This is a genomic window from Streptomyces sp. NPDC053048 (assembly GCF_044547045.1).
GTDB lineage: Bacteria > Actinomycetota > Actinomycetes > Streptomycetales > Streptomycetaceae > Streptomyces.
The window spans coordinates 333,292-359,631 of sequence record NZ_JBITZS010000003.1 but is presented as its reverse complement, the minus strand read 5'-3'; the positions used below and the strand labels follow the sequence as shown (position 1 = coordinate 359,631).

Here is a 26,340-nt window from a genome sequence, read left to right as displayed (position 1 = left end):
AGAGCGTGTCGTTCGGTCCGGTCACCCGGGTCCGGTCATCCGGGGTCCGGTCGTTCGGGCTCGGTGGCCAGGACCCCGAGCGGTACGGGCACGGCCAGCGGCCTGCGTTCGGCGGACGGCGGTACGGTCCCCTCCGCCGTACCGTCCGCCGCGAGGCAGGACACGGCCGCCGAGCACATGCGGCCCTGGCACCAGCCCATGCCGGCCCGGGTGAGGAGCTTGACGGTGCGCGCGTCGCCGGCGCCGAGTTCGCCGGCCGCCTCGCGGATCCGGCCGGCGGTCACCTCTTCGCAGCGGCAGACGTCGGTGGCGTCGGTGAGCCAGCCGGTCCAGCCGGGGCCGGGGGCGTGGGCGGCGGCCATGGCGTCGGCGAAGGCCCGCATGCGGTCGCGGCGGCGGCGCAGGCCGGCCACGCGCCGGCTGCCGGTGAGGACGGGCCGGGCGCGCAGGTGGGCGGCGATCGCGATGCCCGCCAGTTCGCCCTCGGTGCGGGCCAGTTGCCAGCCGCCGGTGCCGCCGGTCTCGCCTGCGGCCCACAGGCCGGGCACCGAGGTGCGCTGGAGGTCGTCCAGGGCGAGGGCGGTGGCTCCGTCGGGGCCGCGGCGGGTCGCACAGCCGAGGGAGGTGGCGAGTTCGGTCTGCGGGACGAGGCCGTGGCCGGCGGCGAGGGCGTCGCAGGCGATGTGGCGGCCGGTGCCGGGCAGCGGCCGCCAGTGGCGGTCGAGACGGGAGACGGTGACGGCCTCGACGCGATCCGTGCCGTGGACCTCGGTGACGGCGCTGCGGGTGTGCAGGGGTATCCGGTGGCGCAGGAGGGCGGAGCCGTGGACGGCGGCCTCGAGGAGCTTGTGGGGGTTGGTGGCCAGGGCGCGGGGGCTGCGGGCGTAGCCGAGGTAGCCGGAGGCCTCGGCGACGGCGGGTATGCGCGCGCCCGCCGCGGCCAGCGAGGAGGCGACGGCGAGGAGCAGCGGTCCGCTGCCGGCGACGACGACGCGCTGTCCGGGCAGGACGAGCCCGGACTTGAGCATGGCCTGGGCGCCGCCGGCACCGACGACGCCGGGCAGGGTCCAGCCGGGGAAGGGCAGGTGGCGTTCCTGGGCGCCGGTGGCGAACAGGACCGTGCGGGCGTGCAGGCGTACGGGGCGTTCGCCGTCGCCGTCGGTTCCGGTGAGCGCGTGGACGGTCCAGGTGTGCTCGTCGCGGCGGGTGACGGTCCACACGTGGTGGTGGGCGAGGTGGGTGACGGTGCCGTTCTCGAGGCGGCGGCGCAGTGCGGCGAAGGCGGGCCAGTCGTGGTGCAGGGCCTGGGGGCGGGTGGCGCCGAGGCCGGGGGCGGGGTGGCGGAAGTACTGGCCGCCGGTTTGTCCGGCGGCGTCCAGGAGGATGACGGACAGGCCGAGTTCGCCGGCGGTGACGGCGCCCGCGAGGCCGGCGGGGCCGGCGCCGACGACCGCGAGGTCGTACGGGTCAGACGGCGAGGTCGGCATGGCCGTGTCCTTCCTGGGTGGTGACCGTGTCCCCGGGGCGGGCGGGCACGAGGCAGGCCCTGCGGTTGCGTTGTCCGTTGACGGTGGCGAGGCAGTCGAAGCACTGTCCGATGCCGCAGAAGGCGCCGCGTGGCCGGCCGCCGTGCCGGGTGGTGCGCCAGGCGAGGATGCCCGCCCCCCAGAGCGCGGCGGCGATGGTCTGACCGGGCAGGGCGGTGACCGGGCGGCCGTCGAAGGTGATCTCGAACGGCGGCTCGGGCCGGGCCCCGGCCAGTTCGGCGGGGGTACGGGCCACTGCGGACTCCTCTCGGGGCGGGGGTGGTGACCGGTGGGGTTCAGGCGGCGGGCGCGAAACGGCCGGGGCCGAACGGGCGGATGTCGAGGGGTGGTTCGGCGCCCGTCAGCAGTGCGGCGACGATCACGCCGGTGGCCGGGGCGAGGCCGATGCCGGCGCCCTCGTGCCCGCAGGCGTGCAGCAGGCCGGGGACGGCGGGGTCGGCGCCGATGGCGGGCAGGTGGTCGGGCAGGTACGGGCGGAAGCCCGCGTACGCGCGGATCGCCCGTACCCCGGCCAGCACGGGGAACAGCTCGGTGGCCCCGCGCGCGAGGCGGCGCAGCGCCTCGGCGGACAGCGTGCGGTCGAAGCCGACGCGTTCGCGGCTGGCGCCGATCAGGACGGGACCTGCGGGGGTGCCCTCGACGACGGCGGAGGTCTGCAGGGCCGCCGAGTCGCTGGCCACGTCGGCGACGTAGTCCGCCGCGTAGACCTTGTGCCGCACCACGCGCGGCAGCGGTTCGGTGACGAGCACGAAGCCGCGGCGGGGCAGGACGGGCAGGTGGCTTCCGGCGAGCCGGGCCACCTCGCCGCCCCAGGTGCCGGCGGCGTTCACCACGTGGGGGGCGAGCAGGTCGCCGCCGGGTGTCCGCACGCCCCGCACCTCGCCGGACGGGCCGGTGAGGACGGCGGTGACCTCCTGGCCGGTGCGCACCCGGGCGCCGGAGGCGCGCAGCAGGTGGGCGGCGGCGAGGGCGGGCTGGACCTGGGCGTCCTGGGGGTAGTGGAAGCCGCCGGCGAGGCCGGGGGCGAGGTGCGGCTCGAGGTCGTGCAGCCGGTCCGCGGGGATCTCCTCGGCCGTGACGCCGGCCTTGGCCTGCGCTCCGGCGAAGTCCCGCAGCGCGTCCAGGGTCGTGCCGGTCGAGGCGACGACGAGGCCGCCCTTCGGCTCGTACTCGGTCCGTTCCCCGAGCGCGGCGTCGAGTTCGCGCCACAGGCGGGTGGAGAGCAGGGCGAGGTCGAGTTCGGGGCCGGGTTCCTTGTCGGAGACGAGGAGGTTGCCCTCGCCCGCGCCGGTGGTTCCGCCGGCGACGGGACCTCGGTCGACGACGGTGACGGACAGGCCGGCGCGGGCGGCGTAGTAGGCGCAGGCGGCGCCGACCACGCCCGCTCCGACGACGATGACGTCCGCGTGGTCCGGGGAGTTACTCTTGGGCACGTCAGTAATATTTCACATTGCACTGAGGCGTGCCAAGAGCCGTCCGCTCGCGATTTCTACCTCTCCGTCAGCTCCTACCTCTCCGTCAGCTCGCCCATCCACGCCTCGATCGCGTCCGGCGTCCTGGGCAGCGCCCCGGACATCAGCCGCGCCCCTCCGTCCGTGATGACCAGGTCGTCCTCGATCCGCACGCCGATGCCGCGCAGTTCGGGCGGCAGCGTCTCGTCGTCGGGCTGGAGGTAGAGCCCGGGTTCGACGGTGAGGACCTGGCCCTCCTCCAGGACGCCGTCGAGGTAGGCGTCGGCCCGCGCCTGGGCGCAGTCGTGGACGTCCAGGCCGAGCATGTGCCCGCTGCTGCACAGGGTGTAGCGGCGGTGGAAGTCGCCCTCAGGACTCTTGAGCACGCCCCACTCCGCGAGGCCCTCGGCGATGACGCGCATGCCGGCCCGGTGGAAGTCGCGGAAGCTCGCGCCCGGCCGCAGCGCGGCGATGCCCGCCTCCTGGGCGGCGAGGACGAGTTCGTACACCTCGCGCTGGACGGGCGAGAAGCGCCCGGAGAGCGGCAGGGTGCGGGTGATGTCGGCGGTGTAGAGGGTGTCGGTCTCCACCCCGGCGTCGAGCAGGAGGAGTTCGTCGGGGTTCAGGCGTCCGTCGTTGCGTATCCAGTGCAGCACGCACGCGTGGGCACCGGAGGCGGCGATGGTCTCGTAGCCGGGGCCGTTGCCCTCCGTGCGGGCGCGCAGCCCGAAGACGCCCTCGATCCATCGCTCGCCGCGCGGGTGTTCCAGGGCGCGGGGCAGCGCACGGACGACGTCCTCGAAGCCGGCGGCGGTGTGGTCGACGGCCAGCTGCAGCTGCTCGACCTCCCACGCGTCCTTCACCAGGCGCAGTTCGCTCAGGACCGAGGCGAGGCCGGTGTCGCGGGACGCGTCGCGGCCCGGCGGCAGGAGCCCGAGGTCGTCGAGGTGGAGGCAGCGGATGCCGGTCATGCGCTCGGCCTCGGCGAGGTCGGGGCGCCGGCCGACCCAGAACTCGCCGTAGCGGCGGTCGCGGTAGAACTCCGTGCCGACGCGGGGCGAGCGGGGGCGCAGGTACAGCACGGCCTCGTGCCGGTGCGGCCCGTCGGGCTCCAGGACGAGGACGTGGCCCACCTGGTCCTCGCCGGTGAGCCCGGTCAGCCAGGCGTACGCGCTGTGCGGGCGGAAGCGGTGGTCCATGTCGTTGGAGCGGACCTTCAGCTCACCGGCGGGGACGATCAGCCGCTCGCCGGGGAAGCGGGCGGACAGCCTGGCGCGGCGGGCGGCGGCGAGGTCCGCCACGGGCAGCCGGATGTCGCCGGGCAGCGGGGTGGCCGACCAGCCGCCCGCCATGAACTCCTCGAACTCCGCCGACACGGGCAGATCATGACTGACCGTGCGGATCGCGGTGGTTGCGGCTTCCTTCACGGGGTCCTCCTCGGACACAGGTGGATAACGGAGAGGCTGAGCAGGGGCTGACGTCTTGTCAGTGCAATTTCACATTACTATGTTACGGGTCACATTTCAGCCATGGCTGTTCGACAGTTCACGGAGTGACCACTGATGAACAAGCGCACATGCACCGCCATCGCCGCCGCCCTGGCGGCGGCCACCGTCGCCCTCGGGGCGGCCGGCTGCTCCGGAGGGCACCGGGAGGACAGCGCGAGGGGCGGCGGCAAGCACCGCGCGGCCGCCGGCGAAGGCACCGTGGTCGGCGGCACTCCCCGCAAGGGCGGCACCCTCACCGTGCTGTCCAACCAGGACTTCACCCACCTCGACCCGGCCCGCAACTGGGTCATGAGCGACATGGACTTCGGCACCCGGCTGCTCTACCGCACCCTGGTGACCTACCGCGCCGCCCCCGGCGGCAAGGGCGCCGAGCTGGTGCCCGACCTCGCCACCGACCTGGGCACGCCCTCGAACGGCGCCCGGACGTGGACGTTCCGCCTCAAGGAGGGGGTGCGGTACGAGGACGGCTCGCCCGTCACCGCCCAGGACGTCAAGTACAACGTGGAGCGGTCCTTCTCCCCCGACCTGCCCGGCGGCGCCGACTACGCCGCCCGCTACCTCGCCGGCGCCGAGGGCTACCGGGGCCCCGCCGAGGGCAGGCACCTGGACTCCATCAGGACGCCGGACGACCGCACCATCGTCTTCGACCTGCGCAAGCCCTTCGCCGAGTTCCCCAACGCCACCGTGATGCCCACCTTCGCGCCCGTGCCGAAGGCCAGGGACAAGGGGCCGCAGTACGACAACCGGCCCTTCTCCTCCGGCCCCTACAAGGTCGAGAGCTACGCGCGCGGCAAGAAGCTCGTCCTGGTGCGCAACGACCACTGGGATCCGGGCACCGACGAGGTCCGCAAGGCCTACCCCGACCGGCTGGTGGTCGTCATGGGCCTGAAGGCCAACCAGATCGACGACCGGATGATCGCCAGCCGGGGCGCGGACGCCTCGGCCGTCTCCTGGTACGCCGTACGGCCGGAGAGCGCCGCGAAGGTCCTGCCCCGGGACGAGGTGCGCGAGCGGCTGATCGCCGAGTCCACCAGCTGCACCGACATGGTCCAGATGCACACCGGCCGGGCCCCCTTCGACGACGTGCGGGTGCGCCGGGCGGTGCTGTACGCGCTGGACCGGGACGCCGTCCTGACCGCCTCCGGCGGGCCCGCCTTCAACGACCTGTCGACCGCGTACATGCCGGCCGCCCTCTTCGGCGGCAAGCAGCCCGACACCACCGCGATCCCCGCCACCGGCGACGTGGCGAAGGCGAAGCAACTGCTGAAGGAGGCGGGGAGACCGGACGGGCTGACCACCCGGATCACCGTCTCGGCCGGCGACAAGGGCCGGGCCGAGGCGATCCAGCAGTCCCTGGGCCGGGCCGGCATCAAGGTCGTCATCGAGACGGTCGACCCGTCCGCGTTCTACGCCACCATCGGCGACACCAGGAACCGCACCGACCTGGTCTACACCGGCTGGTGCCCCGACTACCCCTCCGGCTCCACCTTCCTGCCCTTCGTCTTCGACGGCCGCTTCATCAAGGACAAGGGCAACTCCGGCAACCACTCCCTCTTCCGCGACGACGCGACCATGAAGCGCATGGACGAGATCGCTGCCATGACCGACACCCGGCAGGCGGCCACGGCCTGGCGCGAGCTCGACGGCACGATCCTCGCCAAGGCGCCCACCGTCCCCGTCCTGATCCGCCGGTGGCCACTGGTGCTGGGCACCAACATCGCCGGCGCCTACGGGCACACCTCCTTCGGCGGCCAGCTCGACTACGCCACCGTCGGCCTCAAGGACCCCGCCAAGGGCCAGGGCTGAAGGGCCGCCACACCATGAACGACACCACCACCGGCACCACCGCCGGCACCACGCCCGGCACCACGCCCGCCCCGGCCGCGGCACCCACCGGCAGCGGCCCCTGGCGCCTGGCCCGCACCGAACTGCTCCGCCGCGCCTCCGTGCGCGTCGCCCTGGCCGTCATCGCCCTCTTCCTGCTCATGGCAGCCGGCGCCCCGCTGCTGAGCGCGCTCGGCGGCTGGTCCCCCGAGGAGTTCGACAAGAGCGCCGTCGACCCCTACCTCGGCGGCCGGCCCATCGGCCCGTTCGGCGGCGTCTCCCCCGACCACTGGCTCGGCGTGGAGCCCGTCACCGGCCGCGACCTGTTCGCCCGCGTCGTCCACGGGGCCCAGGTCTCGCTGTTCATCGCGTTCACCGCCACCGCGATCGTCGTCGCCGCCGGAACGGCGGCCGGCATCGCCGCGGGCTACTTCGGCGGGCGCACCGACGCCGTGCTCTCCCGCCTGATGGACCTCACCATGTCCTTCCCCTCCCTCATCTTCATGATCGCGATGATGTCGGTGGCCAAGGACGTCAACCGCGTCGCCCTGATGACCGCGGTCATCGGCGTGTTCGGCTGGCCCGGCGTCGCCCGCGTCGTGCGCGGCCAGACCCTCTCCCTCAAGCACCGCGAGTACGTCGACGCCGCCCGCGTCGGCGGCTCGGGGCCCTGGCGGATCCTCACCCGGGAGATCCTGCCCGGCGTCTCCGGGCCCGTCATCGCCAGTACCACCCTCATCGTCCCCGGCATGATCGCCACCGAGGCCGCCCTGAGCTACCTGGGCGTCGGCGTCCGCCCGCCCACCCCCTCCTGGGGCCAGATGATCGCCGAGAGCGTCGCCTTCTACGACACGGATCCCATGTACTTCATCATCCCCAGCACCTGCCTCTTCCTGACCGTGCTCGCCTTCACCCTGCTCGGCGACGCGCTGCGCGACGTCCTCGACCCGAGGAGCGGCCGCACATGATCCTCTACACCGCCCGCCGCCTGCTGGGCGTCGTCGGCGTGCTCCTCGCCGTCGCCGCCGTCACCTTCACCGTCTTCTACGTCCTGCCCTCCGACCCCGCGGCCGCCGCCTGCGGCAAGTCCTGCAGCACCGAGCGGCTCGAGGCGATCCGCGCCCACATGGGCCTGGACCGGCCGCTGTGGCGGCAGTTCGCCGACTTCGTCACCGGCATCTTCACCGGCCGCACCATGGGCAGCGGGCAGTACGCCCTGCACTGCGACTTCCCCTGCCTCGGCTACTCCTACGAGAACTCCGAGGCCGTCTGGGACCTGCTGATGGACCGCCTCCCGGTCTCCGCCTCGCTGGCGCTGGGCGCGGCCGCGCTGTGGCTGCTGCTCGGGCTGAGCGCCGGGGTCACCGCGGCCCTGCGCAAGGACTCCCTCACCGACCGGGCCCTGATGGTCGGCGCGGTCGGCGCCGCCTCGCTGCCGGTCTACTTCACCTCGATGATGCTGATCTACGGCGTGATCCGGGTGGCCGGGCTGCTGCCCTACCCGCAGTACGTGCCCTTCGGCGACGATCCCCTGGACTGGGCGTCGAACCTGCTCCTGCCGTGGCTCGCCCTCGCCGTCCTGTACGCGGCGATGTACGCGCGCCAGAGCCGCAGTTCCATGATCGAGACGATGGCGGAGCCCTACATCCGCACCGCCCGTGCCAAGGGCCTGCCGCGCCGCAAGGTCGTCGTCAAGCACGGACTGCGCGCCGGCATGACGCCCGTCCTCACCCTCTTCGGCATGGACCTGGGCGGACTGCTCGCGGGCGCGGTCATCACCGAGTCCATCTTCGGACTCCCCGGCGTCGGACGGCTCTTCCACGGCGCCCTGTCCACCGGTGACCAGCCCGTCATCCTCGGCGTCACCCTGCTGGCCGCCGTCTTCATCGTCGTCGCCAACCTGGCCGTCGACCTGCTCTACGCCGTCGTCGACCCGAGAGTGAGGTTCTGATGGCCGTCCCGCACGCCGAAGAGAGGCCCCTGTTGTCGGTCCGGGACCTGACCGTCACCTTCCGCACCGGGCGCGGGCCCGTGCGGGCCGTCGACGCGCTCACCTTCTCGGTGCGCCGCGGCCAGACCCTCGGCATCGTCGGCGAGTCGGGGTCGGGCAAGTCCGTCACCTCGCTCGCCGTGCTGGGCCTGCACACGGGCGCCGAGGTCACCGGCTCCATCGCCCTCGACGGCCGGGAGCTGGTCGGGCTGCCCGAGGGCGAGCTCAACAGGCTGCGCGGCCGCCGGATGGCGATGATCTTCCAGGACCCGCTGTCCAGTCTCCACCCCTACTACACCGTCGGCGAGCAGATCGCCGAGCACCACCGCGTGCACTTCGGCTCCCGCCGGGCCGCCGCCCGCCGCCGTGCCGTCGAGATGCTCGGCGAGGTCGGCATCCCCGAGCCCGCGCGGCGCGCGGGCGAGTACCCGCACCAGTTCTCCGGCGGGATGCGCCAGCGCGTGATGATCGCCATGGCGCTCGCCTGCGAACCCGAACTGCTCATCGCCGACGAGCCCACCACCGCCCTCGACGTCACCGTCCAGGCGCAGATCCTGGAGCTGATCGCCCGCCTGCAGCAGGACCGGGGCCTGGCCGTCGTGATGATCACGCACGACCTCGGCGTGGTGGCCCGCGTCGCCGGGGAGGTCCTGGTGATGTACGGCGGGCGGGCCGCCGAACAGGCCCCGGTGGACGCGCTGTTCGCCGACCCCCACCACCCCTACACCCGCGGCCTGCTCGACTCCCTGCCCCGCCTCGACGACACGGACGACGCGCCCCTGCGGGCGATCCCCGGCAGCCCGCCCTCACTCCTGACCCCCGCCCCGGGCTGCGCCTTCGCTCCGCGCTGCCCGCGCGCGGCGGCCGCCCCGCCGGACGAGCGCGACCGCTGCGCGACGACCAGGCCGGAACCCACATCGGCCCACGGGCGCCTGGTCGCCTGCCACTTCCCCCAGCACGCCCCCGCCGAGGCCCGGAAAGGCACCCCATGACCCCCACCGCCGCTCCCCTGCTGTCCGTACGGGACCTGACGATGACCTTCCCCGGCCGCGGCAGCCGCTCGGCGCCCGTACGGGCCGTCGACGGCATCGGCTTCGACATCGCGGCGGGCGAGACACTGGGCCTGGTCGGGGAGTCCGGCTGCGGCAAGTCCACCACCGGCCGCATGATCGTGCGACTCCTGGAGCCGACGGCCGGAACGATCACCTACGACGGCCGTGACATCAGCCGGCTGCGCCCCCGCGAACTCAAGCCGCTCCGCCGGGAGCTGCAGATGGTCTTCCAGGATCCGCACTCCTCCCTCAACCCGCGGCAGACGGTGGCCCGGATCATCGCCGACCCGCTGCTGGTGCAGGGCACTCCGGCGGCCGAGGCGCGCCGGCGGGCGGTGGAGCTGATGGAGCTGGTCGGGCTCATCCCCGAGCACATCGACCGCTATCCGCACGAGTTCTCCGGCGGGCAGGCGCAGCGCATCGGCATCGCCCGCTCGCTCGCCACCGGCCCCCGGCTGGTCGTCGCGGACGAGCCGGTCTCCGCCCTCGACGTCTCCGTGCAGGCCCAGATCGTCAACCTGATGGAGCGGCTGCGGCGGGAGCTGGGGCTGGCCTACCTGTTCATCGCCCATGACCTGTCGGTGGTCAAGCGGGTCTGCGACCGGGTGGCGGTGATGTACCTGGGCCGGATCGTGGAGATCGGCGACAAGGAGCGCGTGTACGCGGCCCCGGCCCATCCGTACACCCGGGCCCTGCTCTCGGCCGTTCCGCTGCCGGATCCGGCGGCCGAGCGGGCGCGGGAGCGCATCACGCTGCTCGGCGATCCGCCGAGCCCGGCGGCTCCCCCGCCGGGCTGCACGTTCCATCCGCGCTGCCCGAAGGCGCGGGAGATCTGCCGCACCGAGGTCCCGGCACTGCGGATCGCGGTGCCGGGCGAGGCTCGCCAGGTGGCCTGTCACTTCCCCGAGGCCGCCTGAGCGAAAGGGGGCCCCGGTGCCCTGGTTCCATGGGGGGATCCGGGGCACCGGCGCGTCCTACGTCCCTTTATCGCGTCACCACTTGGTGACGCGGACGGTGTCGCCGGAGCTGTCGGCGTCCAGGACCTCGATGCGGACGCCGGCGGAGTGGTCGGTGAACGACCGGCCGGAGGCGAACGGGGCGTCGTCCAGCGGCCGGCCGCCCACGGGGGTGGTGGCCGGCCTGGCGTCGATCACCCGGATCGGGCCCTTTCCGGTCGGCACGGACGAGTCGACCTTGTAGACCAGGGCGCCCGTCGAACGGGCGCCCGCGTCCGCGTTGACCGCCCGCCGGGATTCCACGACGTAGGCGGTGGTCGGGCCGGTGCGCAGGACGGCCATCTTGGTGCCGGTGTGGTAGCCGACGGCGGTCAGACGGACCGTGTCGCTGCCGCGCGTCGCCCGGCAGAGCACCTGGTCGTCACCGGTCCAGCCGAGCTTCCACGAGTGCCAGGCGAAGTACTGCGAGCCGGCGCCGCCGATCAGTCCCATCACGTCCCAGCCGCCGGTGAAGCGGTGGGCGTCGGAGCCCGCGTCGAAGGCGTAGAGGTCGGGCAGGCCGAAGGTGTGCGCCGTCTCGTGGCCCACCAGCCGGTGGTCCCAGTGCCACATGTCCTGACCGAACGTCACCGCCCACTTCACTCGGGTGCCGTCGGCGACGACGCCCCGCGTGCCCGGCTCGTAAATGTAGGTGGGGGTGAAGGGGATGGCGGTGGCGTTGCGGGTGGCGACGACGTAGACGGTGTCGTAGCGGGAGAAGTCCACGGACGGGTCGGCCGCGGTCACGGCGTCCTTGAGGTACGCCTCGTGCGTCTCGTGCGTCAGCCCGCGGGCGAAGCCGTAGTCCGTGGAGCGGTGCGGCATGCGCACCCACCGCTGGTGCTGACTGATGGCCGGCCAGACCTTGCCGTAGGAGGCGTGCCACATCCAGTCCGCGCCGGGCGTGATCCGGGCGCCGGCGGTGGCCGGGTGCTCGGTGGCGGGCGCGTCGGGGAAGTCCACGAAGATCATGCCGACGTTGATGGTGCCGGTGGGGCGCTGGAAGACGGAGTGGTCGGTGTCGTGCCCCTCGTCGGTCCAACCGGTGGCGCCGGGAAGGGCGCACCGGGAGGCGCTGTCGCGCACCGCCGCTCTGCCTGCGGCCTCGGCGAGTGGTGGCGCGCAGAGGAGCAGCAGGACGGCGGCGAGCAGCGCCGCCGGCCACGACGCTATTCGCGACCCTGAAATAACGCTTTTTTTCCTGGTGTTCATCGAACCCCCGTTGACCTGCGCAAATGGTCCTCCCCTTGATCCCGGGCGGAATCCGGAACATCTAAGGGGTTGTCAGTAACATTTCACATTACTACGTTACGCATCACATGGCGCCGCCTCTCACCCCCCATTCGCGTGCGCATCACTCAACACCTCCCACACACAGGAGACATCGGTGTCCCACTCCAGAACCCTGCGCAGATCCCTGCTCACCGCCGCGATAGCCGTGACGCTCGGCACCACTGTCGTCCAGCCCGGTTTCGCGGACTCGCCCGCGCCTGCCCCCGCCTCCGCCACCGCTCCGTCGGCGGCCGCGCGGGCGGACACCCCCACGCCCAACCCGTTCGACGAGGTCACCAGGCTGGCCCAGGCCCCCAAGCCCTCCGACCTGTCCAAGGCGGGGCCGGGCGACCTGACGCGGGCACGCGTCCCGGGCCCGGCGAAGCCGCAGGCCAAGAACGCCAAGGAGAACGCCAAGGACAAGGGCAAGGCCAAGTCCCTCGCCCCGCGCGCCAAGGTGGGCGGCACGAGCGTGCCCTGCACGCTCGACGGCGTCAGCCGGCTCGGCCCCGAGCAGTTCGCCGAGTTCCTCGCCGACCCGGCCGTCACCGCCGACGGCTGCCTGCGCGACATCCTGTGGACCTGGGACCAGCGGCTGGCCCGCGTGATGTCGAAGGAGCACGTACGCGCCGTGGCGCTGCGCGCCGAGCGGTACGGCTACTCCCACGACGGGAAGAACAGCACCCACGTGCTGGAGCTGTTCACCTACCTCCACGCCGCCGCCTACCACGACTTCTCGCGCGACGAGATCGACCACACCGACCCGCAGACCCTGGAGGCCGTCCGCCGCGCCGTCTACTACTTCGGCAGCGCCGCGCGCACCTTCGACGCCACCCGCACCAACGCCGAGACGCTGCGCGAGGCCCTCTACGCCGCCAGCGTTCCCGGGCTGCGCCACCACCAGCTCCCGCTGATGAAGCGGGTCCTGGGCATGATGGACGCCTCGCACCCCGACACCGCGAAGGACCGGGCCTGGGGCGGTGCCGTACTGGGCGCGCTGTCCGTGGGCTACCTGGGCGTCTACAACGACGACGCCGCGTTCGACGCGGCCGTGGCCGCCGACCCCGCCTACCGCGCCGCCCTCAAGGCCTTCGCCGGACACACCCACCTCAAGGGCACCGAGAACGAGTGGGTGGTGCGCGACGCGCTCAACGAGTACGGCCGGCTCAGCCAGGTCGCCGCGGTCAGGAGCGAGATCGGCTCCGCGCTGGGCGGGCTGCTGGACACCACCACCCGCAACTTCGGTCAGGGCAGCGCCCCCTGGGGCAAGATCGTCACCTGGCTGAACGAGCTGGAGATGTGCAAGCAGTACGGGGTGTGCAAGACGGACATCGAGCGCCGCATCTTCCCGTACACGTACACGTACGACAACGGCGCCATCAAGGTGCGCACCGCACTGCCCCGGACCACCGTCGACCGCCTCTACTACGCGAGCAAGCAGGTCAAGGCGCAGTACCACCGGGTCCTGGGCACCGAGCAGCCGCTGGCCGGCGACACCAACGCCTCGCTGAACATCGTGCTGTACGCCTCGCGCGCCGACTACGAGATCTACCACCCGCTGCTGACCGGCATGGCCACGAACAACGGCGGCATCTACATCGAGAAGGGCGCCACCTTCTACACGTACGAGCGCCGCGTGCCGCAGGACTCCACGCTCACGCTGGAGGAGCTGTTCCGCCACGAGTACACGCACTACCTCAACGGCCGCTGGGCGGTGCCCGGCAGCTTCGGCGAGGGCCCCTGGTACCAGAACGACCGCACCACCGCGATGGACGAGGGCACGGCGGAGTTCTTCGACGGCGCCACCCGCGACGACGGCATCAAGGTCCGCAAGTCGCTGGTCCAGAGCATCATCGACGACACGGCGGGCGGCAAGCCGCGCATGACCGTCGACCAGCTGCTGCACGCCGAGTACGACCGCGACGGCTTCCGGTTCTACTCGTACGCGGGGACGTTCTTCGAGTACCTGTGGACCGAACGCCCCTCGCTGCTCCGCGAGATGTACGGCTACCTCCGGGCGAACGACGTCTCCGGGTACGACGCCTGGCGCAACCGCATGGGCCGCGACTGGTACGTGCAGCGGGACTACAACGCCTTCCTCGACAAGCAGATCGCCAAGGTCAAGGACCTGTACGTGCCGAACACCACGTACACGCCGGTCAACCGCCTCCAGCACGCCACGGCCGAGCAGGTCCGCTCGTCCTTCACCGCCTCGACGGGCCACACCCCCGAGTGCGGCTCCGTCCGCACCACCGACCGCCCCCGCTTCGTCTGCACGGGCCGCATCACCGCCAACCTGAGCAGCCCCGGCAACGCCGACCTGGTCTTCAAGGACATGTCCGAGACGGTCGACTACTTCATACTCGACCGCGCGAAGACGGCCTCCAACAACCTCGCCGACATGAACTGCTCCTTCGGCAAGGTCGACATCTGGTCCGACCGGCCGGCGGGCACGGCGGACTACCGCTGCGAGGGGCCGCTGCGCGGCTGACGCGCGAAAACGGCGGTCCACTCCGTTGGACAGCCACGGGCGGGCCGCCGGAGAATTGGACGTGTACGAGGAGGCGCCATGAGCATTCGCATCGCCACCTTCAACGCGGAGAATCTCTTCCGGCGGCCCGTCGCCCTCGGTATCCCCAACGACCGGATACGCGACGACGTACTCGACGCCTTCAGGGAACTCGTCGAAGTTCTCGACCACAAGGAGTACACGGACGACGACAAGAAGGAGATCATCAAGATCCTTCTGGCGCACAGCGTCGACGTCAACAAGGAGATCTCCACCCAGACGATCCTGATGAACCAGCCCAAGGGCAGGGCCAAACTGCTCAAGGGGCAGGGCACCGACGTCCAGGTGAGGGACGAGGCCACCGGAAGGGCGGCCTGGATCGGCTGGGCCGAGCTGGTCCGGGGGGACCTCTCCCTGGACGCCATCCGGAACACGGCCAGGGTGATCGCCGAGGTGAACGCCGACATACTGCTCACGGTCGAGGTCGAGGACCGGCTCACCCTGCACCGCTTCAACGAACAGGTCCTGGCAGGCCAGATGGACGGGGAGCCGTATCCGTTCAACATGCTGATCGACGGCAACGACAACCGCGGCATCGACGTCGGGCTGCTCAGCCGGCGCTCGATCACCTCGATACGCTCGCACATCTTCGACAAGAAGAATCCCCAGGACGAATTCCCCATCTTCAGCAGGGACTGCCCGGAATTCGAGATCGACGTCGGCGGGCGGCCGCTGTGGCTGCTGGGAAACCACTTCAAGAGCAAGATCGGTGGCGGTGCGGAGAAACGCAAGCGCCAGGGCGAGCGCGTCGCCAAGCTCTACGAAGCGGCCCTCGAGCGCTCGGCCCACGTCGTGGTCGCCGGCGACCTCAACGACACCCCGGACAGCGTGCCGCTCAAGTCCCTGCTGGATGCCGGCCTGCGGGACGCCATGACCCACGACGCGTACGAGGGCCCGGACGGCACCCATGGGAAGTGCAAGGCAGCCGACAAGATCGACTACCTGATGTTCTCGCCGGAGCTGTTCGGCAAGGTGACGGCAGTGGAGCTGGAGACGCGCGGGATCTTCGAGTTCGGCAGCCCGTTCCCCAGCGTGCACGGATCGCACGACCAGGCCTCCGACCACGCCGCCCTCGTCGCCGAGCTCGACCTGTGACGAAGGCCTTCGGACGAAGGTCTTCGACGAGCCGCCTCAGCGTCCCGTGAACAGGTTCCGCACCCGCCGCCGGGCCCGCCGCCCGGCGGCGTAGTCCTCGTCGTCCTCCTCGCCGTTTTCGACATCCGGGCCGTGCAGCACGGTCCAGCTGACGGCCGAGACGGCCGGCTCGAGCGAGAGCCTGCTGACGGCCTCCTCCAGGAGGCTGTCGTCGCGCCGCTCGGTGGTGAGCTCCGCCGACACCATCACCTTGCCCGCGCTCTCGGCGTCCTGGCTGTGCACGGACCGCAGCCGGAAGCCGGGCCTGGCGACGGCCTGCACGACGAGCGTGCGCACATGGGCCTCCTCGGGCTCGGTGCACACCACCTCGAAGTGGTAGTCCGTGGCCACCTCGGCCCCGCCGTGCGGCCCCCGGTCCAGCCCGCGCGCCAGCGGCCGCAGCAGGGTGTTCGCCCCCACCACCCCGACCGTGCCGAGCGCCGCGAGCACGTACAGCCCGGTCCCGGCGAGGGCGCCCACGGCGGCGGAACACCACAGGGTGGCCGCCGTGTTGAGGCCGCGCACGCTCAGACCGTCGCGCATGATGACGCCCGCGCCCAGGAAACCGATGCCGGAGACGATCTGCGCGGCGACGCGCGAGCCGTCGTAGCCGGTCGTACTGGTCGCACTGGAGAAGCCGTAGATCGACAGCAGGACGAAGAGGGCGGACCCGGCGGCGACCAGCGCGTTGGTGCGCAGCCCCGCCATCCGGGCACGCCACTGCCGCTCCAGCCCGATGATCGCACCGAACCCCAGGCCGGCCCCGATGTTGGCCGCCATGTGCCACTCGTTGACGATGGCCATGCCGTCGCCCTCCTTCGTCACCGCCGGTCCTACCGGCTCATCGATCTCTTATCGGCCGGTCACGGCAAGATGTTGAACCGGCGGATGCGCCCGGTGTTCGCGCGCTGTTCGACCCGCCCGTACCCCAGGTGAGCCGGGCGTACCGTGGTCCCAGGCATTCGACTCTCCTGACGGGCGGGGCAATGACGGCGACACTCGGGGACCGGGTGGGTGAGCTGCGCGTACGGCGTGGTCTGACCCAGGAGGGGCTGGCCGAGAAGGCGCGGCTCAGCGTGGATACCGTCCGCAAGCTGGAGCAGAACCAGCGGTTCACGGCCCGGATGAACACCCTGAACAAGCTTGCCCGTGCCCTCGACGTCGAGACCTCGGCGCTGCTCGGGCCGCCCGCCGTGCTGCCGTCGGCCGGCAACGCCGAGCCGCCGAGCATTCTCGCGCTGCGGCAGGCGGTCACGCCACTGTCCGGCTTCCCCGGGATGGGACAGGAGGAGGACGTGCCGCCCCCCACCGTCGCCGAACTGCGCAGCAGCATGCGGGGTACGGAAAGGATCCGCCGCCAGGGCGAGTTGACGAAGATCACGGCGTTGCTGCCGACGCTCCTGTCCGACGCCCGGTCGGCGGTCCGCCATTACACCGGCGAGGAGCGCTCGACGTCCTACGCGATGCTGGCCGAGGCGTATCAGGTGGCGGCCACCACATTGACCGCCTTCGGCAAGGAGGACGTCGCCTACACCGCGCTGGAACGGTCCATGGAGGCGGCGGCCCTGTCCGACGACCCGCGTCTGGAGGTCGTCGGCATCTCGACCCTGTCGTGGATCTTCTCCAAGCAGGGACGCGTCGCCGACGCCGAACACGTGGCGGTGCGGATGGCGGAACGCATCGAGCCCGGCTTCCGGTCGGCTCCTCTGGATCTCGCCCTTTGGGGCATCCTGCTGCTTCGCGGCGCCACCGCGGCGGTGCGGGCGGAACGCGGCGACACGGCGGAGGAACTGCTGTCACTCGCCTCCGCCGCTGCCGCCCGTATCGGGGCCGACCGCCTCGATTACGCGACCCCCTTCGGGCCCACCAACGCCGGGGTCGCCACGGTCAACGCCTACGTGGACATGGGCAAGCCCGACAAGGCCCTGAACCACGCCGACCGCATCCCCGGCCTGGCAGGCCTCCCTCCCACCTGGCTCGCCCGGCACCACCTCGACCGCGCCCAGGCGTACGCCGAGCTGCGCCGCGACCGCGAGGCCACGCGGGCCCTACTGGCGGCCGAACGGACCGCCCCGGAGTGGATGCGCTACCACGGCTCGTCCCGGCACCTGGTGGCGGAGCTGAGAGGGCGGGAGCTGCGGCGCACATCCCCCATCAAGGACCTCGCCCTTCGACTGGAGATCGACGGCTAGTGTCCTGAGTTACTGATCCGCCGCTGGTTGGGCATGAGGCGTCCCGGGCCGGGCCGGCCGCGTCAAAGGGCGTGCGTACGAGCGCGAGGGCGCACGGGTCGGCGCCCGTGCGCTAGGGCGGAGTCATCACCGTCGGCGAGGGTAGGACGCCCCGTAATCCCCACCCGCATCAGAGGAGTTACGGGAAATGACACGTATCCGCCGCATCGCGACCGTCACGGCCGCCACCCTGCTACTGACGGTGAGCGGTGCCGTACTGGCGTCTCCGGCGCAGGCGGATGTCGACCTGGACCTGTTGCGAGGGGCGCTCGACCTGCACGCCAACTCGCTTGTCGCTGTCGGCGCGTTGGGGGCGCAGATCGTGTCCCTGCCGATCTCGCTGGAGCCGCTCCTCTGAGCGTACGGGCCCGACGAGGCTCATCGGAGGTGGTTGGCCTCGTCGGCGTAGAAGTCGACGCGGGTCTGCGGGGTGACGGGCAGGGCCTCGAGCTCGTCAGTCTGCAGGATGCGCTTCGCTGTCTCGGCCGAGCAACCGATGTAGGTGGAGAGCAAGTCGTGGTCGGTGGTGACCACCCAGCTTCGGTCCTGCGGCCACCAGAACTCCGGACCGTCGACGTTGCCTCCCAGCTCGGCACACGCAGCCTCATGCGTGGAATCGAGATCGGCCAGAGTTGAACAATGTTCGACTGGTGAGTTCACCTGGCTCATGGCCACGAGGTCATAGGCGTAGAAGACAGGCTGGTCGCCTGTCGACGGAGCGAGGCAACGCTGCAGTGCCTGGCGGCTGCGGCCGTCAAGGTGACCCGACTCGGCCAGCCAGAAAGGCCCGCCGGACGGACCGGTCCCGGTCGGCAGTGACCTGTGGGACAACTCGGCGTGGAAGCGGATGCCATACGCTTCGGCCAGCGTGCGCCAAGAGCAGGTGCGGCCTGATCCGTCCGTGGCCTGGAAGGGGTGGAAGACGCGCAGGTAGGAGCCCAAGCCCCTCGGCACGAGCTCGGACACCACATGTCCAGGTCCGTCATCGGGCCGTCCGAGCCGGTCCTGGATCCACGCCAGCTCTGTACCCTCATAGCTCCACTCGAGCAGTTCTGTCATGAGTAGATTGTCCCTGTTCGACTCCAGGTGCGCCGACGACCGTCTCACGACTCACCAGAGGCCCCCTAGGACAGCACGTCCTACCTCCCCTGGCGACTCGTACACCCCGCCCCTGGGCCCACGACGCGCAGGGCCGCATGGTGTTCACGCGATCACAACGCTGAACGGGAGCCGCCATGCCGGGCACTGACGAGCACGCGAAAGACAACGCCGCCGCCCCCGAGGGGCATACGCACACGGACATGCGCCGGGCGGAGGTGAGGGCACGGGTGCGCGAAGCGAACGAGCGCAGCAGGAACAGCCGGGAAGGGGCCGCAATCCGTACCGGGGGCACGGGTGCGCCGATCGGCTGTGCCGAATGCGCCGAGCTGCGGCGCGCCCAGCAAGCCGCCGTGGACGGGGGTGACAGGGCGCCGGCAGTGGCCGCCACGGTGGCGGTGCGCAGGCACGTCCGGGACGCGCATCACTTTCCGAGGGGAGCCGCGTGGTGATGAGGTGCCCGCACCTCACGGGCTGCTCTGCGCGCCATGACACCGTAGATGCCCGAGTGCCGGACGGCCGCGTCCTGCGGCCGTCCGGCTTCTCGCGGTACAAGGGGTGCGGGGCGACGAGCCCCTACGGCTGGACCAGCGCCGTCCACCTGCCCAGTGCGTCGCCCTTGGTGCCGTCGTACAGTGACGTCTCGCCGTTGGACCAGCGCACGACGAGGTCGTCGGGGCGGCCGCTCGCGCTGAAGTCGCCGGCCACCATGACGGCGGGTGACCAGGAGGCGTTGGGGGCCTGGAGGCGGGTGCCCGAGAGGCCGGTGCCGCCCAGGGCGAAGCTGCCCAGGGAGCCGTCGGCCCAGCGCACGACCACGTTCGACGTGTCCTTGCCCGCGGGCTGGAGGCTGGTCAGGGACTGGGCGTTCTTCCAGAACGAGCCGGAGGCCGCGAGCTGACGCTCGCTGCCGAGCCCCGACGACGTCACGCCCGAGTGCAGCGTCACCTTGCCGTCGGACCGGCGCACGACCAGGTCGTTCTTCCGCGTGGAGTTGTAGCGGCCCGCCGTGATCTGCGCCGCGTCCTTCCACGAGGAGCCCACGGCCGCGAGCGTGAACTCCTTGCCGAAGCCGGAGGAGTTGACGTCCTCGAAGTAGCTGAGCTTGCCGTTGTCCCAGCGCACCATCAGGTCCGGCAGCGCGGAGCCGCCGAAGTCGCCCGCTGTGACCGTCTTGGCGCGCTTCCAGAAGTCCGCCTTGGCGAGCTGCTTCTCCGAGCTGAAGCCGCCGGAGCCGTCGCCCGTGTACAGGGTGACCTCGCCGTCGCTCCAGATGGTCACCATGTCGTCGCGCCCGTCGCCGGTGAAGTCGCCGGAGGCCAGGTGGTTGGCATGGGTCCAGGTGGAGGCGGCGCCGGCCAGGCGGGCCTTGTCCGAGGGCTGCTGGTAGGTGCCGGAACGCTGGGGCGTGCGGCCGACGACGGCGTCCTGGTAGAGGGCGCGGATCTCGCCGTCGAAGACCGGGGAGTAGCTGAGCCAGTCGTCGTTGGCGGTGTTGCCGCCGCCGTTGAAGCCGCCGACGATGCCGATGACGTCGCCGGTGCGGGACTTGGCGTCGTAGTTGGCGATCCACGGGCCGCCGGAGACGCCTCCGTAGTAGCCGCCGCACTTCATCTGCATCTGGCGGAAGCCCGGCAGCCGGAAGGACGGGACCGTGCAGCTGATGGCCCGCTGGTCGGGGTTGTACGAGCCGGGGTATCCCAGGACGTTGACGGTGCTGGTCCAGCGGGGGGTGTCGGTCAGCCGGAGTCCGCCCGTACGGTCCTCGGCCTCGGCGCCCTGCGCGTTGGGCGACAGGCGGGCGAAGCCGAAGTCGAGGTTGGAGTCGGCGCCCTTGCTGTTCCTGGTGTAGCGGGGGTCGGTGAAGACCTTGTCCACGGGGAAGACGCCGTGGGGCTGGTGGGCCGCGTCCAGGCCCTTGCGGTACTGCGGCACGAAGATGCGCTGCCCGCCGCCGGCCAGGGACTTGGCGCAGTGCCCGGCGGTCAGGACGAGGTTGCGTCCGGCGCTCTGCACGACGCTGGCGGTGCAGTAGGTGGCACCGCTCGGGCCGGAGCTGCTGAAGAACGTCCCGACGGCGGGTATGCCGTCGCCGTAGGAGCCCTTGGGCGTTCCGGACGGTGCGGCGACGCCGGCGCGGGGCGCCCGGGTGAGGCCGGAGCGCGGCGTGCCGGTAGGGGCCGTGGTGTGGCCGGCCTCGACGGGCTTGGCGCCGGCCATGCGCTCGGCCGTCCAGTACGCCTCGGCGGCGCGGGCGTCGTCCGCCGGCCGCGGGGCGGCGACGGCCACCGTGGCGGTCGCCGTCGTGCCGCACGCGGCCATGGTGAGCGCCACGGCGAGGGCGCGGGTCCAGCCGGATCTGGAAGGAGACAAGGTGGCTCTCAGCACTAGGAAACAAGGGAACAAAAGTGCGATGAATATTTGCACAGCGGGTGTTCCCTTGATCACCCGGGGCCGAGGCCGGCAGCCCCGTGCGGACCGCCCCGCCCCCAGGTCCCGGACCGCCCCACTCCGGACACGCGCTACGCCGCCACGGACGCCCGCCGCTCGTGACGCGGCTCGTGGCCCGGCTCGCGCTGCGGATGCTCGTGGTGGATGGGCGTGCCGGCCCCGGTGAGCGGTGCGCCCGAGCCGCCGCGCCGGAGCGCGACGATCTCGGCGGCGATGGACAGGGCCGTCTCCTCGGGCGTACGCGCCCCCAGGTCGAGCCCGATGGGCGACCTCAGCCGCGCCAGTTCCGCCTCGCCCATGCCCGCTTCGCGCAGCCGCGCCAGCCGTTGCTCGTGCGTACGGCGCGAGCCCATCGCGCCGACGTACGCCACCGGGAGCCGCAGGGCCCGCTCCAGCAGCGGGACGTCGAACTTGGCGTCGTGCGTGAGCACGCACAGCACCGTCCGGCCGTCGAGGGCCCCCCGCGACGCCTGCGCGTCGAGGTAGCGGTGCGGCCAGTCGACCACGACCTCGTCGGCCTCGGGGAAGCGCCGGGCAGTGGCGAAGACCGGGCGCGCGTCGCAGACGGTGACGTGGTGGCCGAGAAACTTCCCCGCCCGCACCAGCGCCGCCGCGAAGTCGATCGCCCCGAAGACGATCATCCGGGGCGGCGGCACGCTGCACTCCACGAGCAGCGTCACCGGCTCCCCGCAGCGCGAACCGTCCGCGCCGATCTCCAGGGTCGCGGTGCGGCCCGCCTCCAGCAGCGCGGCCGCCTCGGCCGCCGCCGCGCGGTCCAACTCCTCCGGGCCGCCGAGCGTTCCCGTGTGACGGCCGTCGGCGTGGACGAGCAGGGCGCGCCCCGCCATGCCCGCCGGGCCCGACACCACGCGCGCCAGGGCCGCCGTCCCGCCGCGGGCCGCGGTGGCGAGCGCGGGGGCGGCCACCGCCCGTAACGGATCGTCGGCCCGCACCGGCACCACGAGGACGTCGATGACGCCGCCGCAGGTCAGGCCCACGGCGAAGGCGTCCTCGTCGGAGTAGCCGAACCGCCGCACCACGCCCTCGCCGCTCTCGTCGCTCTCCAGGGCCTCCCGGCACAGCTCGTAGACCGCGCCCTCCACACAGCCACCCGACACCGAGCCCACCGCCGTGCCGTCCGCGTCGACAGCGAGTGCGGCGCCCGGCTGCCGCGGCGCGCTGCCGCTGACGGCCACGACCGTCGCGACGGCGAAGTCGCGTCCCTCCTCGCACCAGCGGTGCAGTTCCTCGGCGATGTCCAGCACAGCGCTCTCTCCTCACTTCACGCCGAGCCAGTGCTCGATGGGGTGCAGGGCGAAGTAGCCCGCGAAGACGAGGCTCAGGGCCCACATGAAGGCGCCGGGCTCACGCCATCGGCCCTGGCCGGCCTTGATGACCGTATAGGCGATGACGCCGCCGCCGACGCCCGCCGTGATGGAGTAAGTGAACGGCATCAGCACCACGGTCAGGAAGACCGGTACGGCCACCGCCCGGTCCGTCCAGTCGATGTGGCGGGCGTGACCCGCCATCATGGCGCCGATGACGACCAGCGCGGCCGCCGCTATCTCGGCGGGCACGATCCGGGTGAGCGGGGTGAGGAACAGGCACGCGGCGAAGAACAGCCCGGTGACCACGGAGGACAGCCCGGTGCGGGCGCCCTCGCCGACCCCGGTGGCGGACTCGACGAAGACCGTCTGGCCCGAGGCGCCCGCCGCCCCGCCGATGGCGCCGCCCGCGCCGTCGACGAGCAGCGCCCTGCTCAGCCCCGGCATCCGGCCCCGCCCGTCGGCCAGGCCCGCCTCGGTGCCCACGCCGATGATCGTGGCCATGGCGTCGAAGAAGCCGGCCAGCACCAGCGTGAAGACGATCATGCCGACGGTGGCCCCGCCGACCGCGCCCCAGCCGCCGAACTCCACCTGTCCGAAGAGCGAGAAGTCCGGCATCGAGACCGCGCCGCCCTCCAGTCCGGGCGGACCGTTGCGCCAGGTCTTCGGCCCCGGGTCGGCGACGGCGTCGACGACGAGCGCGAGGACGGTACCGGCGACGATGCCGATGAGGATCGCGCCCGGCACATCGCGTGCCTGCAGCATGAAGATCAGCAGCAGCGTGACGCAGAACAGCAGCACCGGCCAGCCGGCCAGCTCGCCGGCCGGTCCGAGGGTGACCGGCCCGCCGGACGTCGCGGCGTGCACGAACCCGGCCTTCACCAGCCCGATCAGGGCGATGAACATGCCGATGCCCATGGTGATGGCGTGCTTGAGCGCGAGCGGGATCGCGTTCATCACCCGCTCCCGCATGCCGGTGAGCACCAGCAGCATGATCACCACGCCGTAGATCACGCACATGCCCATCGCCTGCGGCCAGGTCAGCCGCGGGACGACCTGGGTGGAGAGCACCCCCGAGACGCCGAGCCCGGCCGCCAGGGCCAGCGGCACCTTGCCGACCAGCCCCATCAGCAGCGTGGCGACCGCCGCGGCGAAGGCGGTGGCGGTGATCAGAGCGGACTGGCCGAGGCGGTGCTGGGCGGCGTCCGGGCCGGACAGGATCAGGGGATTGAGCAGCAGGATGTAGCTCATCGCCATGAAGGTCGTCACGCCGCCGCGCACTTCGCGGGCGACGGTGGACCCCCGGTCGGTGATGTGGAAGTACCGGTCGAGCCGGGAGCGTCCACCGGACGGACACGGGCCGTCGCCCGCGTCGTGCGCCGGGGTTCCCGGCCGCACGGATGCATGGGTCATGGTGCCAACTCCAGGGTTGCGGTGGGGGCTGCACGACCCGGGGGACGGCCCGAGACGGAGGACGGGAGGAAAAACAGGGAGGGTGCTCAGGTGCCCGTGAGGTGTTCCGGCCGCACCGGCACCCGGGTCAGGGCCAGGCCCGTGGCCTGGCGGATGGCCGCCACGACCGCGGGCGTCGAGGAGAGGGTGGGGGCCTCCCCCACCCCGCGCAGCCCGTAGGGGGCGTGCTCGTCGGCGAGTTCGAGGACGTCGACCGGGATGGCGGGGGTGTCGAGGATGGTGGGGATGAGGTAGTCGGTGAAGGAGGGGTTGCGGACCTTGGCGGTCACCGGGTCCACGGCGATCTCCTCCATCACCGCGAGCCCCAGCCCCTGCGTGGTGCCGCCCTGGATCTGGCCGGTGACGGACAGCGGGTTGAGGGCCTTGCCGACGTCCTGCGCGCAGGCCAGCTCCACCACCTTGACCAGGCCCAGCTCGGTGTCCACCTCGACGACGGCGCGGTGGGCGGCGAAGGAGTACTGGACGTGGCCGAAGCCCTGGCCGGTGCGGAGATCGAAGGGCTCGGTGGGCCGGTGCCGCCACTCCACCTCGGCCTCGACGGGCTCGCCCTCGAGGACGTCCACGAGGGAGGCGAGCACCTCGCCGCCGTCGGTGACCACCTTGCCGCCCTCCAGCAGCAGTTCGGCCGTCGCCCACGCAGGGTGGTACGTCCCGAACCGGGCCCGGCCCCGCTCCAGGACCTTCTCGCGCACCGCCTCGCAGGCGTTCTTGACGGCGCCGCCCGTGACGTAGGTCTGGCGGGAGGCGGAGGTGGAGCCGGCGGAGCCGACGCGGGTGTCGGCGGGCTCGATCGTCACCCGGGAGACGCCGAGCTCGGTGCGGGCTATCTGGGCGTGCACGGTGACGCCGCCCTGCCCGACCTCGGCCATCGCCGTGTGCACGGTGGCCACGGCCTCGCTGCCGGCGGCCTCCAGCCGCACGCGCGCGGTGGAGTAGTCGTCGAAGCCCTCGGAGAAGCCCACGTTCTTGATGCCGACCGCGTAGCCGACGCCGCGCACGACGCCCTCGCCGTGGGTGGTGTTGGACAGTCCGCCGGGCAGCGCCCGTACGTCCACGGGGCCGCCGGCGCTCTCCCACTGGCGCGGCGGCGGCAGCGGCATCGCCTTGACCCTGCGCAGCAGTTCGGCGACCGGCGCCGGGGCGTCCACGACCTGCCCGGTGGGCATCACCGACCCCCGCGACATGGCGTTGCGGCGGCGGAACTCCACCGGGTCCATGCCCAGTGCGGCCGCGAGCCGGTCCATCTGGGCCTCGTAGGCGAAGCACGCCTGCACCGCGCCGAAGCCCCGCATCGCGCCGCACGGCGGGTTGTTGGTGTAGAGGGCCAGCGCCTCGATGTCGACGTTGTCGACGACGTACGGGCCGACGGAGAGGGAGGCGGCGTTGCCGACGACCGCGGGCGAGGAGGAGGCGTAGGCGCCGCCGTCGAGGACGATGCGGCACGTCACGTAGAGCAGCCTGCCGTCGCGGGTGGCCCCGTGCTCGTAGGCCAGCCGGGCGGGGTGGCGGTGGACGTGGCCGAAGAAGGACTCGAAGCGGTTGTAGACGATCTTCACGGGCCGGCCGGTGCGCAGCGCGAGCAGGCAGGCGTGGGCCTGCATCGACAGGTCCTCGCGGCCGCCGAAGGCCCCGCCGACACCGGAGAGCGTCATGCGGACCTTGTCCTCGGGCAGGCCGAGGACCGGGGCGATCTGGCGGAGGTCGGCGTGCAGCCACTGGGTGGCGATGTAGAGGTCGACGCCGCCGTCCTCGGCGGGTACGGCCAGGCCCGATTCGGGGCCGAGGAACGCCTGGTCCTGCATGCCCATCTCGTACTCGCCGGTGACGACGACATCGGCGCGGGCCCTGGCGGCGGCCACGTCGCCGCGCACGACGGGCTGGCGGTGGACGACGTTGGGGTGCGGGACGTGGCGGGCGTGGAGGTCGGTGCGGCCGGGGTGCAGGACGGGGGCGCCGGGCGCGGTGGCGCTCTTCTCGTCGGTGACGACGGGCAGTTGCTCGTAGTCGACCCTGATCCGGGCGGCGGCGCGGCGGGCGGTCTCGGGGTGGTCGGCGGCGACGAGGGCGACCGGTTCGCCGTGGTGGCGCACGACGCCGTCGGCGAGGACGGGGGTGTCCTTGATCTCCAGCCCGTAGCGGGTCGCGGCGGGCAGGTCGTCGTGCGTCATGACGGCGTGCACGCCGGGGGTGGCCAGGGCGCCGGAGACGTCGAGGGAGCGGATCCGGGCGTGGGCGTGCGGGCTGCGCAGGGTGAAGCCCCAGAGCATGTCCTCGTGCCACAGATCGGAGGCGTAGGCGAACTCGCCGGTGACCTTGAGGGTGCCGTCGGGGCGCAGCGTGGACTCGCCGATGCCGCCGGGGGTGCGGCTGCCCTGGGTGAGGCCGGCGGGGGTGAGACCGGTGGGGGTGGACTCGCGCAT

At 72.3% G+C, this 26,340-nt stretch carries 20 protein-coding genes; 9 read left to right on the top strand and 11 right to left on the bottom strand.

All coding sequences use genetic code 11. The annotated features are described in order from the left end of the window. Window positions 1–35: 35 nt before the first annotated feature. The 4 genes from ACIG36_RS09805 to ACIG36_RS09790 all read right to left on the bottom strand — a co-directional run bounded on the left by ACIG36_RS09805 (window position 36) and on the right by ACIG36_RS09790 (window position 4,425). Window positions 36–1,487: an FAD-dependent oxidoreductase gene (locus ACIG36_RS09805; RefSeq protein WP_399924827.1), complete on the bottom strand. Its 1,452-nt coding sequence runs from the start codon at window positions 1,485–1,487 to the stop codon at window positions 36–38. Next, on the bottom strand, window positions 1,468–1,782 hold the full coding sequence (locus tag ACIG36_RS09800) for a (2Fe-2S)-binding protein (protein ID WP_399924824.1): 315 nt from the start codon (window positions 1,780–1,782) through the stop codon (window positions 1,468–1,470). The genes ACIG36_RS09805 and ACIG36_RS09800 overlap by 20 nt, the downstream gene beginning before the upstream one ends. Before the next feature lie 40 nt (window positions 1,783–1,822). Next, window positions 1,823–2,980 (bottom strand): NAD(P)/FAD-dependent oxidoreductase, encoded by a 1,158-nt coding sequence (locus ACIG36_RS09795; protein ID WP_399924822.1) that lies wholly within the window; start codon window positions 2,978–2,980, stop codon window positions 1,823–1,825. A 74-nt stretch (window positions 2,981–3,054) separates the two neighbouring features. After that, complete coding sequence (locus ACIG36_RS09790; protein WP_399924819.1) at window positions 3,055–4,425, bottom strand: aminopeptidase P family protein; 1,371 nt, start codon at window positions 4,423–4,425, stop codon at window positions 3,055–3,057. Window positions 4,426–4,560: 135 nt separating this feature from the next. Between ACIG36_RS09790 and ACIG36_RS09785 the strand changes: the two genes are divergently transcribed. From ACIG36_RS09785 to ACIG36_RS09765, 5 genes are read left to right on the top strand one after another with little or no spacing between them, the layout of a single operon-like run. Next, complete coding sequence (locus tag ACIG36_RS09785) at window positions 4,561–6,312, top strand: ABC transporter substrate-binding protein (RefSeq protein WP_399924816.1); 1,752 nt, start codon at window positions 4,561–4,563, stop codon at window positions 6,310–6,312. Window positions 6,313–6,326: 14 nt separating this feature from the next. After that, complete coding sequence (locus ACIG36_RS09780; protein WP_399924813.1) at window positions 6,327–7,298, top strand: ABC transporter permease; 972 nt, start codon at window positions 6,327–6,329, stop codon at window positions 7,296–7,298. Further along, window positions 7,295–8,281, top strand: a complete 987-nt coding sequence (locus tag ACIG36_RS09775) for an ABC transporter permease (RefSeq protein ID WP_399924811.1) — start codon at window positions 7,295–7,297, stop codon at window positions 8,279–8,281. Before ACIG36_RS09780 ends, ACIG36_RS09775 begins: the two co-directional genes overlap by 4 nt. Beyond that, complete coding sequence (locus tag ACIG36_RS09770; RefSeq protein WP_399924807.1) at window positions 8,281–9,312, top strand: ABC transporter ATP-binding protein; 1,032 nt, start codon at window positions 8,281–8,283, stop codon at window positions 9,310–9,312. The genes ACIG36_RS09775 and ACIG36_RS09770 overlap by 1 nt, the downstream gene beginning before the upstream one ends. Further along, entirely contained in the window at window positions 9,309–10,289 is a 981-nt protein-coding gene (locus tag ACIG36_RS09765; RefSeq protein ID WP_399924804.1) for an ABC transporter ATP-binding protein, read from the top strand. Before ACIG36_RS09770 ends, ACIG36_RS09765 begins: the two co-directional genes overlap by 4 nt. Window positions 10,290–10,364: 75 nt before the next feature. Here ACIG36_RS09765 and ACIG36_RS09760 read toward each other — a convergent pair whose 3' ends face one another. After that, complete coding sequence (locus tag ACIG36_RS09760) at window positions 10,365–11,579, bottom strand: M6 family metalloprotease domain-containing protein (protein ID WP_399924801.1); 1,215 nt, start codon at window positions 11,577–11,579, stop codon at window positions 10,365–10,367. Window positions 11,580–11,754: 175 nt separating this feature from the next. On the opposite strand from ACIG36_RS09760, the gene ACIG36_RS09755 reads away from it, so the two are divergent. Together ACIG36_RS09755 and ACIG36_RS09750 are read left to right on the top strand one after the other, a co-directional pair. Beyond that, window positions 11,755–14,130, top strand: coding sequence for a collagenase (locus ACIG36_RS09755; RefSeq protein WP_399924798.1), 2,376 nt, complete (start codon window positions 11,755–11,757; stop codon window positions 14,128–14,130). Window positions 14,131–14,208: 78 nt separating this feature from the next. Next, the gene (locus ACIG36_RS09750) at window positions 14,209–15,303 is read left to right on the top strand and encodes an endonuclease/exonuclease/phosphatase family protein (RefSeq protein WP_399924795.1); all 1,095 of its coding nucleotides are present in this window, start codon (window positions 14,209–14,211) and stop codon (window positions 15,301–15,303) included. 36 nt (window positions 15,304–15,339) lie between these two features. Here ACIG36_RS09750 and ACIG36_RS09745 read toward each other — a convergent pair whose 3' ends face one another. After that, complete coding sequence (locus tag ACIG36_RS09745) at window positions 15,340–16,146, bottom strand: MgtC/SapB family protein (protein ID WP_399924792.1); 807 nt, start codon at window positions 16,144–16,146, stop codon at window positions 15,340–15,342. Window positions 16,147–16,328: 182 nt separating this feature from the next. Between ACIG36_RS09745 and ACIG36_RS09740 the strand changes: the two genes are divergently transcribed. Together ACIG36_RS09740 and ACIG36_RS09735 are read left to right on the top strand one after the other, a co-directional pair. Beyond that, a complete protein-coding gene (locus ACIG36_RS09740; RefSeq protein ID WP_399924789.1) occupies window positions 16,329–17,534 on the top strand; it encodes a helix-turn-helix domain-containing protein in 1,206 nt (401 codons plus the stop codon). Window positions 17,535–17,721: 187 nt separating this feature from the next. Beyond that, a complete protein-coding gene (locus ACIG36_RS09735) occupies window positions 17,722–17,931 on the top strand; it encodes a hypothetical protein (RefSeq protein WP_399924786.1) in 210 nt (69 codons plus the stop codon). 20 nt (window positions 17,932–17,951) lie between these two features. Here the strand turns inward: ACIG36_RS09735 and ACIG36_RS09730 are convergent, their stop codons facing one another. The 5 genes from ACIG36_RS09730 to pucD all read right to left on the bottom strand — a co-directional run bounded on the left by ACIG36_RS09730 (window position 17,952) and on the right by pucD (window position 26,340). Next, a complete protein-coding gene (locus ACIG36_RS09730; protein WP_399924783.1) occupies window positions 17,952–18,632 on the bottom strand; it encodes a hypothetical protein in 681 nt (226 codons plus the stop codon). A 615-nt stretch (window positions 18,633–19,247) separates the two neighbouring features. Continuing rightward, window positions 19,248–21,044, bottom strand: a complete 1,797-nt coding sequence (locus ACIG36_RS09725) for a trypsin-like serine peptidase (protein ID WP_399924780.1) — start codon at window positions 21,042–21,044, stop codon at window positions 19,248–19,250. A 149-nt stretch (window positions 21,045–21,193) separates the two neighbouring features. Beyond that, on the bottom strand, window positions 21,194–22,387 hold the full coding sequence (locus ACIG36_RS09720; RefSeq protein ID WP_399924777.1) for an XdhC family protein: 1,194 nt from the start codon (window positions 22,385–22,387) through the stop codon (window positions 21,194–21,196). A 12-nt stretch (window positions 22,388–22,399) separates the two neighbouring features. Further along, window positions 22,400–23,860: an NCS2 family permease gene (locus ACIG36_RS09715; RefSeq protein ID WP_399924774.1), complete on the bottom strand. Its 1,461-nt coding sequence runs from the start codon at window positions 23,858–23,860 to the stop codon at window positions 22,400–22,402. Window positions 23,861–23,946: 86 nt separating this feature from the next. Further along, window positions 23,947–26,340, bottom strand: coding sequence for a xanthine dehydrogenase subunit D (gene pucD, locus ACIG36_RS09710; RefSeq protein WP_399924771.1), 2,394 nt, complete (start codon window positions 26,338–26,340; stop codon window positions 23,947–23,949).